General features: G+C 65.4%; 15 protein-coding genes. 7 read left to right on the top strand and 8 right to left on the bottom strand.

Features of this window, described 5'->3' with window-relative positions; all coding sequences use genetic code 11:
- Positions 1 to 25 precede the first annotated feature (25 nt).
- Both dnaJ and can read left to right on the top strand, forming a co-directional pair.
- Positions 26 to 1147 (top strand): molecular chaperone DnaJ, encoded by a 1122-nt coding sequence (gene dnaJ / locus AC3A6M_RS19990; protein WP_487854479.1) that lies wholly within the window; start codon positions 26 to 28, stop codon positions 1145 to 1147.
- Positions 1148 to 1252: 105 nt separating this feature from the next.
- Positions 1253 to 1927, top strand: a complete 675-nt coding sequence (gene can / locus AC3A6M_RS19985) for a carbonate dehydratase (RefSeq protein ID WP_487854478.1) — start codon at positions 1253 to 1255, stop codon at positions 1925 to 1927.
- Positions 1928 to 2052: 125 nt separating this feature from the next.
- On the opposite strand, the gene AC3A6M_RS19980 is transcribed toward can, so the two are convergent.
- From AC3A6M_RS19980 to gntR, 4 genes are all read right to left on the bottom strand, one after another.
- On the bottom strand, positions 2053 to 3126 hold the full coding sequence (locus AC3A6M_RS19980; protein ID WP_487854477.1) for a porin: 1074 nt from the start codon (positions 3124 to 3126) through the stop codon (positions 2053 to 2055).
- Between the two features lie 29 nt (positions 3127 to 3155).
- Positions 3156 to 4484: an MFS transporter gene (locus AC3A6M_RS19975; RefSeq protein ID WP_487854476.1), complete on the bottom strand. Its 1329-nt coding sequence runs from the start codon at positions 4482 to 4484 to the stop codon at positions 3156 to 3158.
- Positions 4485 to 4512: 28 nt separating this feature from the next.
- Positions 4513 to 5040 carry a gluconokinase gene (locus tag AC3A6M_RS19970; RefSeq protein ID WP_487854475.1) on the bottom strand — a complete coding sequence of 176 codons (528 nt, stop codon included), beginning with the start codon at positions 5038 to 5040 and terminating at the stop codon, positions 4513 to 4515.
- Positions 5041 to 5211: 171 nt separating this feature from the next.
- Positions 5212 to 6240 carry an HTH-type transcriptional regulator GntR gene (gntR, locus tag AC3A6M_RS19965; protein ID WP_487854474.1) on the bottom strand — a complete coding sequence of 343 codons (1029 nt, stop codon included), beginning with the start codon at positions 6238 to 6240 and terminating at the stop codon, positions 5212 to 5214.
- Positions 6241 to 6341: 101 nt separating this feature from the next.
- On the opposite strand from gntR, the gene AC3A6M_RS19960 reads away from it, so the two are divergent.
- Positions 6342 to 6725, top strand: a complete 384-nt coding sequence (locus AC3A6M_RS19960; protein WP_487854473.1) for a nucleotide pyrophosphohydrolase — start codon at positions 6342 to 6344, stop codon at positions 6723 to 6725.
- On the opposite strand, the gene AC3A6M_RS19955 is transcribed toward AC3A6M_RS19960, so the two are convergent.
- From AC3A6M_RS19955 to AC3A6M_RS19945, 3 genes are all read right to left on the bottom strand, one after another.
- Entirely contained in the window at positions 6695 to 8275 is a 1581-nt protein-coding gene (locus AC3A6M_RS19955) for a methyl-accepting chemotaxis protein (protein WP_487854472.1), read from the bottom strand. The two genes, AC3A6M_RS19960 and AC3A6M_RS19955, sit on opposite strands and share 31 nt — an antisense overlap.
- Before the next feature lie 248 nt (positions 8276 to 8523).
- Entirely contained in the window at positions 8524 to 8889 is a 366-nt protein-coding gene (locus AC3A6M_RS19950) for a DUF4844 domain-containing protein (RefSeq protein WP_487854471.1), read from the bottom strand.
- A 2-nt stretch (positions 8890 to 8891) separates the two neighbouring features.
- Positions 8892 to 10346, bottom strand: coding sequence for an NAD-dependent succinate-semialdehyde dehydrogenase (locus AC3A6M_RS19945; RefSeq protein ID WP_487854470.1), 1455 nt, complete (start codon positions 10344 to 10346; stop codon positions 8892 to 8894).
- A 301-nt stretch (positions 10347 to 10647) separates the two neighbouring features.
- Between AC3A6M_RS19945 and AC3A6M_RS19940 the strand changes: the two genes are divergently transcribed.
- From AC3A6M_RS19940 to AC3A6M_RS19930, 3 genes are all read left to right on the top strand, one after another.
- The gene (locus tag AC3A6M_RS19940; protein ID WP_487854469.1) at positions 10648 to 11409 is read left to right on the top strand and encodes a gamma-glutamyl-gamma-aminobutyrate hydrolase family protein; all 762 of its coding nucleotides are present in this window, start codon (positions 10648 to 10650) and stop codon (positions 11407 to 11409) included.
- Positions 11410 to 11525: 116 nt separating this feature from the next.
- Entirely contained in the window at positions 11526 to 12896 is a 1371-nt protein-coding gene (locus tag AC3A6M_RS19935) for a glutamine synthetase family protein (RefSeq protein WP_487854468.1), read from the top strand.
- 32 nt (positions 12897 to 12928) lie between these two features.
- A complete protein-coding gene (locus AC3A6M_RS19930; RefSeq protein WP_487854527.1) occupies positions 12929 to 14389 on the top strand; it encodes an aspartate aminotransferase family protein in 1461 nt (486 codons plus the stop codon).
- 151 nt (positions 14390 to 14540) lie between these two features.
- Here the strand turns inward: AC3A6M_RS19930 and AC3A6M_RS19925 are convergent, their stop codons facing one another.
- Positions 14541 to 15998 (bottom strand): high affinity choline transporter 1, encoded by a 1458-nt coding sequence (locus AC3A6M_RS19925; protein WP_487854467.1) that lies wholly within the window; start codon positions 15996 to 15998, stop codon positions 14541 to 14543.
- Between the two features lie 135 nt (positions 15999 to 16133).
- Here AC3A6M_RS19925 and AC3A6M_RS19920 point away from each other — a divergent pair, with 135 nt between their 5' ends.
- The gene (locus AC3A6M_RS19920; RefSeq protein WP_487854466.1) at positions 16134 to 17618 is read left to right on the top strand and encodes an aldehyde dehydrogenase; all 1485 of its coding nucleotides are present in this window, start codon (positions 16134 to 16136) and stop codon (positions 17616 to 17618) included.
- Positions 17619 to 17622: the final 4 nt, after the last annotated feature.

The following is a 17622-nucleotide window of genomic DNA, read 5'->3' as shown; positions in this document are numbered from 1 at the left end:
ATAGACAACAGCAAGGTGCCGACAAATGGCAAAGCGTGATTTTTACGAGATCCTCGGCGTCGCGAAGACTGCTTCGGAAGACGAGATCAAGAAGGCCTATCGCAAGCTTGCGATGAAGTACCACCCCGACCGCAATCCCGATAACAAGGAAGCGGAGGAGAAGTTCAAGGAGGTCAAGGAAGCCTACGAGATGCTGACCAATCCGGAAAAGCGCGAGGCCTACGACCGTTACGGCCATGCCGGCGTGGATCCGAACAGCGGCATGGGCGGCGGTTTCGGCGCCGGCGGCTTCGGCGATGCCTTCGGCGACATCTTCGGCGACATCTTCGGCGGTGGACGCGGCCGCAGTTCGGGCCCCCAGGTGTACCGCGGCGCCGACCTGCGCTACAACCTCGAGATCACGCTGGAGCAGGCAGCCGCCGGCTTCGACACCACGATCCGCGTGCCGAGCTGGGACAAGTGCGACACCTGCCACGGCAGCGGCGCCAAGCCGGGCACGCAGCCCGTCACCTGCTCGACCTGCCACGGCCACGGCCAGGTGCGCATGCAGCAGGGCTTCTTCTCGATCCAGCAGACCTGCCCGAAGTGCCATGGCAGCGGCAAGATCATCCCGGAACCGTGCGCGGCCTGCGGCGGCGCCGGACGCATCAAGCGCAACAAGACCCTGGAAGTCAAGATCCCGGCCGGTATCGACAACGGCATGCGGATCCGCTCCTCGGGCAATGGCGAGCCGGGCACCAACGGCGGGCCGCCGGGCGACCTGTACGTGGAAATCCACATCAAGCCGCACGAGGTGTTCCAGCGCGAAGGCGACGACCTGCATTGCGAAATGCCGATCTCGTTCACCAAGGCGGCGCTGGGCGGCGAGATCGAAGTGCCGACCCTGGGCGGCAAGGTGTCCTTCACCATCCCCGAAGGCACCCAGACCGGCAAGACCTTCCGCCTGAAGGGCAAGGGCATCAAGGGGGTGCGCTCCGGCTACGCGGGCGACCTGTTCTGCCACGTCGTGGTCGAGACCCCGGTCAAGCTGACCGACAAGCAGAAGGACCTGCTGCGCGAGTTCGACCGCCTGACCAAGGAGGGCGGCTCGAAGCATAGCCCGCAGAGCAAGGGCTGGATGGATAAAGTGAAGGACTTCTTCGAATAAGAAGTCCACCAACCGCTGAATGGTGCGAGCCTTCGGCGGTTTTTTTTGCATTAACAGTTGGCTTAAACATAAGCAGTTCAAGCGTAACGTAGTAAAGGGAGTCAGATGCCTAATTCAAAACCCATCACCAGGGAGCTGTTCGCCAAAAACCGCGCCTGGGCGGAATCGGTCGTCGCCAAGCAGCCCGATTTTTTCAAATCACTGGCCGCGCAGCAGGCCCCGGAATACATGTGGATCGGCTGTTCGGACAGCCGCGTGCCCGCCAACGAACTGCTGGGCATGATGCCGGGCGAGATGTTCGTCCATCGCAACGTGGCGAACGTGGTGGTGCACTCGGACCTGAACTGCCTGTCGGTGCTCCAGTTCGCCATTGATGTGCTCAAGGTAAAGCACGTCATCGTCTGCGGCCATTACGGCTGCGGTGGCGTGCATGCGGCCCTCACCGGACGCCGGGTCGGCCTGACCGACAACTGGCTGCGTCACGTGCAGGACGTCAAGCACAAGCACGGCCGCTACCTGGGCGAACTTGTACAGCCCACCGTTGCCCACGACCGCCTGGTCGAGCTGAACGTGGCCGAGCAGGTGATCAACTGCGCCCAGACCACGGTGGTGCAGGACGCCTGGGACCGCGGCCAGGAACTGACGATCCACAGCTGGGTGTACGGCCTGAAGGACGGCCTGCTGCGCGACCTCGGCATGACAGTGTCGAGCGCCGAGGAACTGACGCAGAAATATGACGCGCTGCTGAAGCGCTACGCGGACGGCTGGACCCCGGCCTGAGCGATCTGCTGCAGCTGCGCGACCTGGTCAAAGCCAACGGCCAGGCGGAAATCCAGCCGAAGCTGGATGCGGTGCTGCAGCGTTACGTGGAAAGCGACGCGCGCAGCCAAGCAAGACCGGCACCGTCAGAAGCGGTGGCGCAAGCCCATCGCGAACTGGCGGTTGCCCGTGCCCGGTTCTTCGCTGTTGCCTTCGGTGTAGGCGGCGCCGTTGTGGTTGTGGATCACGCCATACGACGCATAGACGTCGCTGCGCTTCGAGAAGGCGTACATGTAGGCGGCGCCCAGCTGCTGCGCATCCTGGTTGTGGATGGTGCGGTCGTCCGCCCGCACATACGTCAGCACCACGGTGTTCGGCCCGAACGGCACCGAAGCCCCCAGCAGCAGGTCGCGGCTGTCGGTCGACGCGATCGGCGCCGCGCCGCCGAACACCGCCGCGCCATTGTTCAGGGGCGCACTGTTGCGGCCCTTGTTGACCTCGTAGCCGAAGTAGCCGCGCACGGGGCCGAAATCGTAGTTCGCCCCCAGCAGCAGGTTGCGGGCCGGATCAAGGCCGGTCACGGTGGCGCTGTCGTTGTTCTTGCGGTGGTAGGCGATGCGCGCGGCCAGCGGGCCCTTGCTGTAGCCGAAGGAGCCGCCGAAGGCCCGTCCCGCGGCGCTGTCGCCGGCAACTTCGCCGGCCACAACCATCAGGTCGCCGCTGAAGCCGTTCATGTCCGGGGTGCGGTACAGCACCGAGTTCGAAGCCCGGAAGCCGGTCGGCGGCATCAGGTTGTTCGAGCGGACGACGCCGTTGCGCAGCGGGTCGACCACCACGTTCAAGGTGGTGAACAGTGGCGTGTCCTGCAGGCCGGCCGAGACCGAACCGAGGCTGCCGCGCAGGCCCACGATCGAGGTGCGGCCGAACAGGGTGTTGCCCTGGGTCGAGGTGCCGTTGTCGGCGTGGATGCCGCCTTCGATCACGAAGAAGGCGGCCATGCCCTGTCCCAGGTCTTCGGTGCCGCGGAAGCCCCAGCGGCTCTGGGTTGCCATGCCGCTGGTGACGCGGGTCGAGGTGCCGGCGATGCCGCCCTGGTCGACCGACACGCCCACATCCATCACGCCATAGAAGGCGACCGAGGAACCGTCGGCCAGCGCGTTGCCGCTAAACATCGCACTGCCCAGCATGGCTGCGCACATCAGGGAAAACTTGGATTTCATTGTCTCGTTTTACTTTCTTTGTTGTTGTTTTAAGCGGTCGTGACCGGTGCGCGCACGGCAGGCTTGCCGGATTCCGGGTCCGGAATCGGCTCGATCTTCCCGAGCACGAACACGAAGCAGATGATGCCGATGACGAGGATGACGCCGGCGACGAAGAAGGCGTTGGTGAACGAGGCGGTGGCGCCGACGATCATGCCGGTCACGATCGGCGCGGCCGCGCCCATCAGGTTGTTGGCGAAGTTCATGATGCCGCCGATGGTGCCGGCGCCGCCCTTCGGCGCGATCAGCGACGGCAGCGACCAGCCGACCGGCGCGGCCGAAGCCAGGCCGCCCAGGGCGATCGAGATCCAGAAGATGGCCCAGACCGGATCCGTGGTCTGGGTGGCGCCGAACACGGCCAGGCCGAAGAACATGCCGACGATCAGCACGCCCTTGCGCACTTTCGATTCGTCCTTGCCGCGCGAGATCAGGTGGTCGATCAGCCAGCCGCCGACGAACAGGTCGGTCAGGGTGGCGAAGGCCCAGGGGATGGCGGCGAAGCCGGCCGATTTGATGATACTCATGTGCATCTGCTCGACCAGGTAGCCCGGCAGCCAGGTCAGGAACAGGTAGAAGGTGTAGCCGTAGGCGGCGAAACCGATGGTCAGGCCCCACACCTTCGATTTGGTCAGCAGGTAGCCCAGCATGTTGAGGGCGCCGGCTTCGGCCGGGCCTTCGGGAGCGGCGCCGCCGCGCTGGATGTAGTCGAGTTCCGCTTTCGACAGGTTCTTGTCGGCGCTCGGATCGCGGTACAGCACGTAGAAGGCGATGAAGTACAGGAAGCTCAGGGTCGCGGTGAGCGCGAAGCCCCAGCGCCAGCCGAAGGCCACCACCGTGACCGCCACCAGCGGCACGCCGATCACGTTCGAGAACTTGGCGGCGGCGTCGAAGATGGCGGTGGCCAGGCCGCGCTCGTTGCGCGGGAACCAGTAGCCGGTGGCTTTCGAGCTGACCGGGAAGGCCGGCGCTTCCGCCACGCCCAGCAGGATGCGCGCCACGAAGATGCCCGCGAAGCCGCTCGAGAACGCGGTGATCACCGACGCGATCCCCCACAGGAAGGCGCCCCAGCGGCCGACCCTGGTCGGGCCGAAGCGGTCCAGCACCATCCCGACCGGGATCTGCAGCAGCGAGTACGACCACGCGAACGCGGAGAACAGCAGGCCCAGTTCGACAGGACTCAGGTGGAACGCGTCCTTGATCTGGGGCGCCGCGACGGACAGGCCGATGCGGTCGATGTAGTTGATCAGGACGCCTACGCCGAGCAGCGCGCCGATGCCCCAGCGGCGGCGGGGAATGCCTTGGTTTCTTGGTGATGCCATGCTTGTCTCCTGTGAGTGTGGGTGGGTTCTAGCGACCCTCGGGGTGAAGGATTGCTTCGGTGAGCGCCGGAAGCGGTTTGCTGATGTCGAGCAGCAGGCCGGCTTCGTCCTGCTGCAGGGGTTCGAGGTCGCGCAGCTGGCTGTCGAGCAGCGAGGCCGGCATGTAGTGGGCGGTGCGCGCCAGCATGCGCTGGGTGATCAGCTCGCGCGGACCGCTCAGGTGGGCGAAGCGCAGGCCGGGATCGGCGGCGCGCAGCAGGTCGCGGTAACGGCGCTTCAGGGCCGAGCAGGCCAGCACCAGGCCTTCGCCGCGCGCCCGGGCAGCGGCGATCTCGCCCTGCAGGGTGCGCAGCCAGTCGGCGCGGTCGCCGTCGTCGAGGGGAATGCCGGAAGCCATCTTGGCCACGTTCGATGCGCTGTGATAGGCGTCGCCTTCGAGAAAGCGCACGCCCAGCGCGCGCGCCAGCCGCTGTCCGACTTCGCTCTTGCCGCAGCCGGAGACGCCCATGACGACCCAGCGGGCCGGAGACAGGGGAGAGTGGACGTTATCTTGCATATTTACAATACCGATCGGAGAATGGTTTTTGGTAGCGCTACCAAATTTTGGGCGAGTCTACGCCGATCAGATATTTTGTAAAGATATTTCTATGCTGCGCCGCAGCACATCACTGGGAAGGGGAATATTGCCGCGGCCGTTCCCGCTACGGGAAGCGGCCGGGAGGAGGGATTATGCGCTTTCGCGCGCCATCAGGGTGAAGCCGAGATCGATGCGCGTCGCGGCCGGCCGCTCGCCGCGGATCACGGTGCGCAACAGCTGGGCCGCTTCGAAGCCGACCCGGTAGCGCGGGGTGGCGATGGTGGTGACGGAAGGATTCATCCAGGCCGACACCGGCAGGTCGTTGAAGCCGCAGATGGCGAGCTGCCCCGGTACGGCGATGCCGCGCCGCTGGCACTGGAAGATCGCGCCCTGGGCGAGGTCGTCGTTGCAGCAGAAGATCGCGTCGCAGTCGGGCGTCACCGACAGCATGCGGCCCAGCAGCTCGGCGCCGAGCGCGATGGTCGACGGATCGCCGACCATGGTCTCCAGCCGCGGGTCGTAGCGGCCCGCTTCCTCCAAGGCGCGGCGGTAGCCTTCGGCGCGTTTCAGGGTGCGCTCGTCGCGCTGGGCGCCCATGAAGCCGATCCTTTGATAGCCTTTGTCGAGCAGGTAGCGGGTCATCGTGTAGCCGGCCTGGAGCTGGGAAAAACCGACCGACAGCGCGTCCGGCGAACTCGCCAGGTCCATCATCGACACCACCGGCAGCTTCGAGGAGGCGAGCAGTTCCGTCACCCGCTTGCTGTGGGTCAGCCCGGAGAGCAGGATGCCGTCCGGGCTCGACTGCATATAGGTGCCGAGCAGCTTTTCTTCTTCGGCATCGGAATAGCGGGTGTTGCCGATCAGGATCTGGTAGCCATCCTCCTCCAGCGCGTCCTGGATGCCGGCCAGCACCTCGGTGAACACGGCGTTCGACAGCGACGGCACCAGCACCACGATCACTTTCGACTGGCTCGATGCCAGCGCGCGCGCGGCGCGGTTGGGCACGTAGCCCAGTTCCGCCACGGCCTGGGCGACGCGCGCGCGCAGGGCTTCCGACACCCGGTCCGGCTGGCTGATCGCACGCGATGCGGTCATGGTGCCGACGCCGGCCCTGGCCGCCACCTCGGCCAGTGTGACGCGGCCGCTGGCGCGGCTGCGGGGAGTCTCTGGTTTGTTCATCTCATGCCGTATTTGGTAGCGTTATCAGCGCCTTCATCGGATCCGGCCGCTGTATCATGGCGTTCCCGCGCATGCGGGGACACTTGTATTGGAGCATGATTATGGCAAATGATCCGGCAGTTGGCGACCTGGCGCGGCTACGCGCGCTCGTACGCGAATTCGTCGACGAGCGCGACTGGGACCAGTTCCACTCGCCGAAGAACCTGGCCGCCGCACTGACGGTGGAAGCGGCCGAGCTGCTGGAACACTTCCAGTGGCTGCGCGATGGCCGTGCCGAGGAACTCGGGCCGGACAAGCTGGTGCAGGTGCGGCACGAGATGGCCGACGTGCTGGTCTACCTGGTGCGGCTGGCCGACAAGCTCGACGTCGACCTGCTGGCAGCGGTGCAGGAGAAGATGGTGCTCAACCGGGCCAAGTACCCGGCCGAGCAGGTGCGCGGCGACGCGCGCAAGTATTACGAATACAAGGGCGCCGGCAAGCGCTGACGCTGGTCGAGCGGCCTGGCGGCGCCTTCCAGCTGGAACACCCCGACCACGGTTTCCATGTGCTGCGCCTGCACGCGCATGGCTTCGCTGGCGGCGGACGCTTCCTCGACCAGGGCGGCATTCTGCTGGGTGACGGCGTCCATCTGGCTGATCGCCTGGTTGATCTGCTCGATCCCGGCTTCCTGCTCGTGGCTGGCCAGCGCGATGTCGCGGATGATGGCGGTCACGCGCTCGACGCTGGTGACGACCTCGCCCATCGTTGCGCCGGCCTTGCCGACCAGCCTGGTGCCGGCGTCGACGTCGCCGGCCGAGGCTTCGATCAGCGCCTTGATTTCCTTCGCCGCAGCCGCGGAGCGGTGCGCCAGGTTGCGCACCTCGGACGCCACGACCGCGAAACCGCGGCCCTGCTCGCCGGCGCGCGCCGCTTCGACGGCGGCGTTCAGGGCCAGGATATTGGTCTGGAAGGCGATGCCGTCGATGACGCCGATGATTTCGGTGATCTTGCCGGCCGACGCGCTGATCGAACCCATCGTCGCTACCACCTGCTCGACCACCGCGCCGCCCTGCTGCGCCACTTTCGATGCAGTCTCCGCCAGCTGGTTGGCCTGGCGCGCATGCTCGGCGTTCTGCTTCACGGTCACGGTCAGCTCCTCCATCGCGGAGGCGGTTTCTTCGAGCGCGCCGGCCTGCTGTTCGGTCCGCGACGACAGGTCGAGGTTGCCGCTGGCGATCTGGTTCGAGGCCGAGGCGATGGCCACGCTGCTGTCGCGCACTTCGCCGACGATGCGGTACAGGTCGCGGTTCATCCGGTTCAGCGCGTCGAGCAACTGGCCGGTTTCGTCGAGCGAGGTGGCCTCGTTGCGCACGTGCAGGCGTCCTTGCGCCACCTCCTGCGCGACCCCCATCGCACGCTGCAGCGGACGGGTGACCGAGCGCGTGACCCAGGTCGAGGAAAGGATGGCCGCCACGTTCGCGATCAGGCACAGGAAGAACACCAGGCGCCGGGCGGAGCTGCTCCGCTGCTCCAGGTCCTGCGTGATCTCGACCTCCTTCTGTTTCTGGTGTTCGGCGATTTTCTCGATGCTGGCCAGGTAGTCCTTGAATGCCGCGCGCATCTTGCCGGCCGCCGGGTTGGCCGCCTGCTCGTCACCCCCCGCATCGATGCCGAAAGCCTCCTTGCGTGCATTGGCATACGCTTCCCGTTTGACGCCGGTTTCGGCCAGCAGGGTCTTGCCGGTGGCGCTGCTTACCTTCTTCTGGAGTTCGTCCTGGATTTGCCCGATGCGCGCACTGGTGGTCTTGATTTGCGCCTCGATATCGCTGCGTACGGCCGGGTCGGCAGTGGCGATCAGGAGGGCCGAGCGCGTCCCGTTCAGTTCGGTCGAGGCACGCCATTCTTCGCACAGACGCTCTTTCGCGATGGCGTCGTTCAGCAGGTAGTCGGTGCGCTGGCTGAAGTCACCCAGCAGCCAGATGGCGCCGCCCGCCTGGATGATCATCAGAATCAATTGCAGGCCAAAGCTCGCACCCAGGCGCGTGCGCAGTTTCAAGTCAGAGAGTCTCATTATGTTGATGTGTTAATGGCCAGCTGAAGCTTGTACCGTGGCCGGGCAGGTGGGGAAGAGAGGCTGTCGAAAATAATTGTAGTTACAATGGTTCGACAAGGATTTTAGTAGGACAATTCCTACGCGACAACAAAAAACGATGATTTGTTGTAATCAGGGAAAACGGGATTGGGAGAAATTGCCTGCGGAAGGCTTTTCTGATGGGACAGGGCTGTCCTGACGGCGGCGGGCGCTCAGGCCAGTTTCAGGTAATACGTGACGACGCCATCCGAACTGTCGATGCCGAGGACCGCCATCAACCTGTCGAGCTCGGCGGCGAAGCGCTCGCGCGCCGCGGCATCTTCCTGCTGCACGATTTCCAACGATGCCTGGAACTGCTTCAGTACCCAGAACTTGGTCGGATGCGCCTCGACCCCGGCCAGCAGCCGGGTAGCGAGGTCGTCCAGCACCACCGCCAGGCGTTCGCGTTCCGGCGACGGGTTCGCGCCCGGCAGGTCGGCCAGCTTGGGGCCGTCGCGAAAAGCGCGCAGGCCCGCGAGTACGCGCGGCACGATGAACAGCGGTGCATCCTTCACCGCGGCCATCGGGTCGCGCGCCATACTTACATGCCTCCGAGGCAGATGTACTTGACGACCAGGTAGTCGTCCATGCCGTATTTCGAACCTTCGCGGCCGAGGCCCGACTGCTTCACACCGCCGAAGGGCGCGATCTCGTTCGAGATCAGGCCGGTGTTCACGCCCACCATGCCGGTCTCGATCTGCTCGGCCACGCGCCACACGCGGCCGATGTCGCGTGCGTAGAAGTAGGACGCCAGGCCATACTCGGTGTTGTTGGCCAGGGCGATCACTTCTTCCTCGGTCTTGAAGCGGAACAGCGGCGCCACCGGGCCGAAGGTTTCTTCTTCCGACACCAGCATGGCCGGGGTCACGTCGGCCAGCACGGTCGGCTGGAAGAAGCTGTGGCCGAGCTCATGGCGCTTGCCGCCCAGCAGCAGGCGCGCGCCTTTCGACAGTGCGTCGGCGATGTGGTTCTCGACCTTCACGAGCGCCTTGTCTTCGATCAGCGGGCCCTGGTTCACGCCGGGCTCCATGCCATTGCCGACCTTCAGTCCCTTGACCTTCTCGGTGAAGCGGCGCGCGAATTCGTCGTACACGCCGTCCTGCACGTAGATGCGGTTGGCGCAGACGCAGGTCTGGCCGGCGTTGCGGTACTTCGAGGCGACCGCACCCTCGACTGCGGCATCGAGGTCGGCGTCGTCGAACACGATGAAGGAGGCGTTGCCGCCCAGTTCCAGCGACAGCTTCTTGACCGTCGGCGCGCATTGCTCCATGAGGAGCCTGCCGACCGGGGTCGAGCCGGTAAAGCTCAGCTTGCGCACGATCGGGTTGGCGCACATCTCGGCGCCGATCGCCTTGGCGTCGCCGATCACGACCGAGAACACGCCTTTCGGCACGCCGGCGCGTTCGGCCAGCACGGCCAGGGCCAGGGCCGAGAACGGGGTCAGTTCGGCGGGCTTCAGCACGATCGGGCAGCCGGCGGCCAGGGCCGGGGCAACCTTGCGGGTGATCATCGCGGACGGGAAGTTCCACGGCGTGATCGCGGCGCAGACGCCGATCGGCTCCTTGGTCACGATCAGGCGGCGGTCGCGCGCCGGCGATTCCAGCACGTCGCCCTCGATGCGCTTGGCCTGCTCGCCGAACCATTCGAAGAACGAGGCGGCATAGCTCACTTCGCCTTTTGCTTCCGTCAGCGGCTTGCCTTGTTCGGCGGTCATGATGGCCGCCAGGTCGTCCGCGTTTTCCAGCATCAGGTCGTTCCACTTGCGCAGGATGAGGGCGCGTTCGCGCGCGGTCTTCTTGCGCCATGCCGGCCAGGCGGCGTTCGCGGCCTCGATCGCGCGGCGGGTTTCCTGCGCGCCCATGTGCGGCACGGTGCCCAGCGATTCGCCGGTGGCGGGATTCGTCACCGTCACGGTGTGCCCCTCGGCAGCGTCGCACCATTCGCCGTCGATATACGCTTGCTGGCGCAGCAGGGAAGGATCTTTCAGGTTCAGCATGGTTTCCTCGTGCTTGTTCGAATTAGAAGGCAAAGATACCACGCAATCTGCTACGTCGTTTCCGCGCAGGCGGGAACGAAGGTACAGTCGCCAACCCTGCCGTTCGTGTTGGCATGCTTCTCAACTTGACGATAAGCTTTTGCTACAGGTTTCTGAACAGAGGAACCATTCCCACTAGCAGATTTTAGCGATGCGCAGCGGAAACTCCTGTGCCTCTTGATCTGGATTAACGGCCACTCGCATTCGGATCAGATTGCAGTATCATGGTCCGTGTGCGCCTCACTTCACAAAGGTAGAGACCATGCGCCCGATCGTTATCGTCCCCGCTTGCACCCGCGATTTCGGAGAACATCCGTATCACGCGGCCCAGCACAAGTATGTCGACGCCGTCGTGCTCGGCGCCGATTGCGCCCCCATGATCCTGCCGTCGCTCGGGGAAGCGCTCGACCTGGAAACCATGCTCGAGCTGTGCGACGGCATCATGCTGACCGGCTCGGCGTCGAACGTACATCCCAGCTATTACTCCGAGGAAGTGCTCGACCCGACCCTGCCGCAGGATCCGGCGCGCGACCAGACCACGCTGCCGCTGATCCGGGAAGCGGTCAAGCGTGGCATCCCGATCATCGCGATCTGCCGTGGCTTCCAGGAAATGAACGTGGCGCTGGGCGGCAGCCTGTACCAGGCGGTGCAGACGGTGCCGGGGCATTTCGACCATCGCGAAAATCCCGAACTGGGCATGGACGAGCAGTATGGCGACGCGCACAAGATCAGGATCATGCCGGGCGGCATGCTGCACGGCATCCTCGGCGCGGACGAGATTCCCGTCAACTCCCTGCACGGCCAGGGCGTCAACGGGCTGGCGCCCGGCCTGACGGTCGAGGCGGTGGCGGAAGACGGGCTGGTCGAGGCGTTTTCCGTCTCGATTTCGCCGGGCTTCACGCTGGCCGTCCAATGGCATCCGGAATGGCGCATCACCCGTAACCCGCACTCGATGAAGATGTTCGGCGCCTTCGGCGATGCCTGCCGCGCCTATCACCAGGCCACCAAACGGAACCGCCTATGACCGCCTATCAGAAATGGGCGGCCCGGCACGTCCCATAGCGTCCCTGTTCAGACCATACCGAACGCCGCAGGCTGCGCGTGCGCGCCTGCGTTCATCCAACGAACAGAGGAGCCAACATGGCTATCCGCGACAAATTTTCCTACAACGACATGGACGAGTGGCTCAACGGTAAACGAGTCACCGAAATCGAATGCCTGGTCCCCGACCTGACCGGCGTTGCCCGCGGCAAGATCCTGCCGCGCGTGAAATTCACCGAAGACCGCGGCATGCGCCTGCCCGAGATCGTGCTGGGCATGACCGTTACCGGCAACTCGCCGGAGAACGACGATGCCTTCGACCGCGCGATCTCGACCACCGACCGCGACATGATCCTGAAGGCCGACCCGGGCACGATCACGATGGTGCCGTGGGCCGTCGATCCGACCGCGCAAGTCATCCACGACTGCTATTTCGCCGACGGCCGCCTGGTCGACTTCGCCCCGCGCAGCGTGCTGCGGCGCGTGCTCAAGCTGTACACCCAGAAGGGCTGGAAGCCGATGGTGGCGCCGGAACTCGAGTTCTATCTCACCGCAAAGAACATCGACCCCGATTTGCCGCTGGCCGCGCCGATCGGCCGCAGCGGCCGTTCCGAGACCAGCCGCCAGGTCTACAGCATCGACGCCGTCAACGAGTTCGATCCGCTGTTCGAAGACATCTACGATTACTGCGACATGATGGGCCTGGACGTCGACACCCTGATCCACGAGATCGGCGCCGGCCAGATGGAGATCAACTTCCAGCACGGCGAGCCGCTCGGCCTGGCCGACAAGGTCTTCTACTTCAAGCGCACCTTGCGCGAGGCGGCGCTCAAGCACGACATGTACGCCACCTTCATGGCCAAGCCGATGGCGGGCGAACCCGGTTCGGCGATGCACGTGCACCAGAGCGTGGTGGACGGCGACACCGGCCGCAACATCTTCAGCAACGAGGACGGCGCGCCTTCCGAGCTGTTCCGCTGGTACGTCGGCGGCCTGCAGAAGTACATGCCGTCGGCGATGGCGATCGTCGCGCCCTACGTGAACTCCTACCGCCGCATCGTGCGCCGCACGGCCGCGCCGATCAATTTGCAGTGGGGCGTGGACAACCGCACCGTCGGCATCCGGGTGCCGGTCTCGGGCTCGCAGGACCGGCGCGTCGAGAACCGCGTGATCGGCGCCGACGCCAACCCGTATCTCGCGCTGGCCGTGACCCTGGCCTGCGGCTACCTCGGCATCCAGGAACAGCTCGAACCGACCCCAATGGTCGAGGGCAGCGCCTACAAGATGGAAGTGGAACTGCCGCAGGGCCTGCCGGAAGCCCTGGCCCTGCTGCGCCGCGAAGACCGCCTGCGCGACATCCTGGGCGAGCGCTTCATCGACGTCTATTCGGCGGTCAAGGAACTCGAGCACCAGGAGTTCATGACCGTGATCAGCCCGTGGGAACGGGAACACCTGCTGCTCCATGTTTGAGAGAGAGAGTCCAATAACAATGGGAGTCCATGATGGCAAGCGATATCAATGCGGCGCAAGAGACGCTCGCGCCGGTCCGGGAGGTCGATAGCCCGGGAAGTCTCGATACACGCGCACTGCAGCAGCTCGACAGCGCGCACTACCTGCATCCCTTCACCGACCATGGCGCGCTGCGCGAACGCGGCGCGCGCGTGATGGTGCGCGGGGACGGCATCTACCTGTGGGATTCGGACGGCCACCAGGTCATCGACGGCATGTCGGGCCTGTGGTGCGTGAACGTCGGCTACGGACGCGCGAGCATGACCGCCGCCGTGGCCAGGCAGATGGACACGCTGCCTTTCTATAACAGCTTCTTCAACACGACCAACGTGCCGGCGCTGATGCTGGCGGCGCGCCTGGTCCAGCTGGCGCAAGGTATCGGCGGGGGCTTCGGCCATGTGTTCTTCACCGGCTCCGGCTCGGAAGCCAACGACACCATCGTGCGCATGGTGTGGCGCTACTGGCAGCTGTTGAAGCAGCCGCAGCGCCAGGCCATCATCAGCCGCCGCAACGCCTACCACGGCAGCACGGTGGCCGGGGCCTCGCTGGGCGGCATGGCCGGCATGCATGCGCAGGGCGCCCTGCCGATTCCCGGCATCCACCACATCGAACAGCCGAATTTCGCCGAGCACGGGCAGGGCATGAGCGAGGCCGAATTCGGCCTGCGCGCGGCCGGCTGGCTGGAAGAAAAAATCCTCGAACTCGGGCCGGAAAACGTCGCCGCCTTCATCGGCGAACCGGTGCAGGGTGCGGGCGGCGTGATCATCCCGCCGCCCACCTACTGGCCCGAAATCCAGCGCATCTGCGACAAGTACGACGTGCTGCTGGTGTCCGACGAAGTGATCTGCGGCTTCGGGCGCCTGGGCACCTGGTTCGGCTGCCAGCTGATGGGCTTCCGGCCCGACCTGATCGCCTTCGCCAAGGGCGTGACCTCGGGCTATGTGCCGCTGGGCGGCGTGCTGGTCGGCTCCAGGGTCGCGCACGTCCTGGTCGAGAAGGGCGGCGACTTCAACCACGGCTTCACCTATTCCGGCCATCCGGTCGCCTGCGCGGCGGCGCTCGAGAACCTGCGCATCATGGTCGACGAGCGCCTGGTCGAACGGGTGGCGCTGGAGACCGGGCCGCACCTGAAGGCCGCGTTCGCGGCGCTGGCGGCCCACCCGCTGGTCGGGCACGCCGAGAGCATCGGCATGGCGGCGGCCCTGACCCTGGTGCGGCGCAAGGGAACGAATGTGCACGATTGTGAGGCTTTCGCGCGCGAGCTGGCGGTGGGAATGGTGTGCCGCGCGCACATGTTCGACAACGGCGTGATCATGCGCGCGGTGGGGGACCGGATGATCGTGGCGCCGCCGCTGGTGATGACGACCGCGCAGATCGATGAGATGGTGGAGCGGATCAGGTTCTGCCTTGATCTGACTTTGGATGATGTGACGCAGCGGGGGTGGATGGGCTGATGGCTGTTCAGCGAACTTGGATTCCCGCCTGCGCGGGAATGACGGGGTTAGCGCGTCGTCCCTGCGAAGGCGGGGACCCAAGTTCTTCACCGAAGCCGCAAACAAAAAGGCCCCGAACACTTGTCGGGGCCTCTTTATTTTGCGCGAACGATTAAACACTCACCGCCGTCTTGTGCGGCTCATGCCGGTTCTTTAGCACCTGCGGCGCCAGCGAGCCCACGATCATGCCCGCGAACGCCGCGATCAGGCCGGCCAGCTGGCCCGGGAAGGCTTCGCCCAGCGACGAGATCTGCGGGAAGTACACGATCCAGGTGGCGATGCCGGCCGCCAGCGACAGGATCGCGCCCTGGGTGGTGGCGCGCTTCCAGTACAGGCCCATCACCAGCGGCACGAAGGCGCCGACCAGGGTCACCTGGTAGGCCGAGGACACCAGGTCGTAGATCGAGGTGCCCTTCATCGCGACCGCATACGCCAGCACCATGGCCGCGAACACGACGATGGTCACGCGCATGGCCAGCAGCTGCTGGCGGTCGGTCATGCCCGGACGCAGGTTCTTGAGGATGTTCTCGGTGAAGCTGGTCGACGGCGCCAGCAGGGTGGCCGAAGAGGTGCTCTTGATCGCCGACAGCAGGGCGCCGAAGAACAGGATCTGCATGATCAGCGGCATGCGGGTCATCACGAAGGTCGGCAGCACGCGCTGGTAGTCGCTCTTGGCCAGTTCCAGGGCTTCGTTGCCCATCACGATCACGGCGCAGGCGACGATGAACATCGGCACGGCGGCGAACAGGATGTAGCTGGCGCCGCCGATCACGGCGCCGGCGCGCGCGGTCGGGGCGTTTTTCGCCGACATCACGCGCTGGTAGACGTCCTGCTGCGGGATCGAGCCCAGCATCATCGTCACGGCCGAGCCGACGAAGAAGGCGACGTCGGTGAACTTCGCCTGCGGCAGGAAATTCCACAGGTCCTTCTGCTGCACCATATGCAGCACGGCGTCGCTGCCGCCCGCCAGCTTCGACGAGAAGAAGGCAATGATGGACAGGCCCACCACCAGCACGATCATCTGGATGAAGTCGGTGATCGCCACCGCCAGGAAGCCGCCCACGACCACGTAGATCAGCACGGCCAGGGTGCCGACGATCATGCCGGCGGTCTCGGACATGGCGCCGCCGGTCAGCACCGAGAACACCAGGCCCAGCGCCGTGATCTGCGCCGCCACCCAGCCGAGGTAGGACAGGATGATCGCGGCCGAGCAGAACACCTCGATGCCCTTGCCGTAGCGCGCGCGGTAGTAGTCGCCGATGGTCAGCAGGTTGAGTTTATAGAGGCGCGCCGCGAAGAACAGGCCGACCAGGATCAGGCAGGTGCCGGCGCCGAACGGGTCTTCGACCAGCGCGCCCAGGCCGCCCTGCACGAACTTGGCGGGAATGCCCATCACGGTCTCGGCGCCGAACCAGGTGGCGAAGGTGGTGGTGATGACCATGATCAGCGGCAGGCTGCGGCCGGCCACGGCGAAGTCGGCGGTATTCTTGATCCTCGAACCGGCCCAGACGCCCAGGCCGAGCGTGCCCAGCAGGTAGAGCACGACAGACGAAATCAGGATGGTATTCACAATAATAGTGCTCCGGGCGAAAGAGGAATTTCGGGCGGGAAAAATTCGCGATTATAGCGGCAGAAGTCGCGTGATGGATCGATTTTGTTTGCTAGTATCGACCAGACAACAGCAACGCATCCAGAAGGAGACAAGATGACGTCGAACTCATGGCATGAACGTTCCAAAACGGTGCACATCGATGGCCGCGCAGTGGTCGGCGGCAGGCGCGTCGATGCGTTTTCCGGCGCCCGCTTTGACTGTATCTCACCGATCGACGGACGCAAGCTGGGCGACGTCGCGCGCTGCGGCGCGGCAGACGTCGACGCGGCCGTCGCCAGTGCCCGCGCCGCTTTCGAAGACGGCCGCTGGTCGGGCAAGGCTCCGGCCGAGCGCAAGCGCGTGCTGATCCGCTTTGCCGACCTGATGCTGGCGCACAAGGACGAGCTGGCCCTGCTGGAAACCCTCGACATGGGCAAGCCGATCCGCTACAGCCGCAGCGTGGACGTGCAGGCGGCCCAGAACTGCATTCGCTGGTACGGCGAAGCGATCGACAAGATCTACGATGAAGTCGCGCCGACCGGGCAGGACAGCCTGGCCCTGGTTACGCGCGAGCCGGTCGGCGTGGTGGCCGCCATCATCCCCTGGAACTATCCGATGCTGATGGCGGCCTGGAAGATCGGCCCGGCCCTGGCGGCCGGCAACAGCCTGGTGCTCAAGCCGTCCGAGAAGGCGCCGCTGACGTCCCTGCGCCTGGCCGAGCTTGCTTTGGAAGCCGGGGTGCCGGAAGGCGTGTTCAACGTCCTGCCCGGCTACGGCAACGAAGCGGGAACAGCCCTGGGCCTGCACATGGACGTCGACTGCATCGCCTTCACCGGCTCGACCCGGGTCGGCAAGCAGATCCTGCAGATGGCCGGCCAGTCGAACCTGAAGCGGGCCTGGACCGAGCTGGGCGGCAAATCGGCGAATATCGTCTGCGCCGACTGCCCGGACCTGGACGCGGCGGTGGCGGGCGCGATCGGCTCGATCTACTTCAACCAGGGGGAAAGCTGCAACGCGCCGTCGCGTCTGTTCGTCGAGGAATCGATCCGCGAAGCCTTCCTTGAGAAAGCCATGGCCCTGATGCCGAAGTACGCGCCGGGCGACCCGCTGGATGAATCGACCGTGATGGGCGCCATCGTCGACGCGATCCAGATGAAAACGGTGCTCGGCTACATCGAGGACGGCAAGGCGGCCGGCGCGCGCCTGCTCGCGGGCGGGCGCGCCGCGCGCGAGGGAAGCGGCGGCCTGTACATCGAACCGACCCTGTTCGACGGCGTCGACCAATCGATGCGCATCGCGCGCGAGGAGATCTTCGGCCCGGTGCTGTCGGTGCTGTCGTTCACCGACCTCGACGAGGCGGTGCGGCAGGCCAACAGCACGCCCTACGGCCTGGCGGCGGCGGTGTGGACGGCCGACATGAGCAAGGCGATCCGCACGGCGCGCAGCTTGCGGGCGGGAACGGTGCACGTGAACCAGTACGACAACGACGACATCACCGTGCCCTTCGGCGGCTATAAACAGTCGGGGAACGGGCGCGACAAGTCGCTGCATGCGTTCGGCAAGTACACGGAGTTGAAGACGACGTGGATTCGGATCTAGCTCG

Source organism: Telluria sp. Soil_C_11 (assembly GCF_057657395.1).
This window is presented reverse-complemented; position numbering and strand designations above follow the sequence as displayed.

Excerpts from the sequence above, each read along its gene's own strand:
- gntR (WP_487854474.1), bottom strand. The coding sequence starts at position 6,240 with ATGAACAAACCAGAGACTCCCCGCAGCCGCGCCAGCGGCCGCGTCACA.
- AC3A6M_RS19920 (WP_487854466.1), top strand. The coding sequence starts at position 16,134 with ATGACGTCGAACTCATGGCATGAACGTTCCAAAACGGTGCACATCGAT.
- AC3A6M_RS19935 (WP_487854468.1), top strand. The coding sequence starts at position 11,526 with ATGGCTATCCGCGACAAATTTTCCTACAACGACATGGACGAGTGGCTC.
- can (WP_487854478.1), top strand. The coding sequence starts at position 1,253 with ATGCCTAATTCAAAACCCATCACCAGGGAGCTGTTCGCCAAAAACCGC.
- AC3A6M_RS19970 (WP_487854475.1), bottom strand. The coding sequence starts at position 5,040 with ATGCAAGATAACGTCCACTCTCCCCTGTCTCCGGCCCGCTGGGTCGTC.
- AC3A6M_RS19950 (WP_487854471.1), bottom strand. The coding sequence starts at position 8,889 with ATGGCGCGCGACCCGATGGCCGCGGTGAAGGATGCACCGCTGTTCATC.
- dnaJ (WP_487854479.1), top strand. The coding sequence starts at position 26 with ATGGCAAAGCGTGATTTTTACGAGATCCTCGGCGTCGCGAAGACTGCT.
- AC3A6M_RS19980 (WP_487854477.1), bottom strand. The coding sequence starts at position 3,126 with ATGAAATCCAAGTTTTCCCTGATGTGCGCAGCCATGCTGGGCAGTGCG.
- AC3A6M_RS19960 (WP_487854473.1), top strand. The coding sequence starts at position 6,342 with ATGGCAAATGATCCGGCAGTTGGCGACCTGGCGCGGCTACGCGCGCTC.
- AC3A6M_RS19940 (WP_487854469.1), top strand. The coding sequence starts at position 10,648 with ATGCGCCCGATCGTTATCGTCCCCGCTTGCACCCGCGATTTCGGAGAA.
- AC3A6M_RS19975 (WP_487854476.1), bottom strand. The coding sequence starts at position 4,484 with ATGGCATCACCAAGAAACCAAGGCATTCCCCGCCGCCGCTGGGGCATC.
- AC3A6M_RS19930 (WP_487854527.1), top strand. The coding sequence starts at position 12,929 with ATGGCAAGCGATATCAATGCGGCGCAAGAGACGCTCGCGCCGGTCCGG.
- AC3A6M_RS19945 (WP_487854470.1), bottom strand. The coding sequence starts at position 10,346 with ATGCTGAACCTGAAAGATCCTTCCCTGCTGCGCCAGCAAGCGTATATC.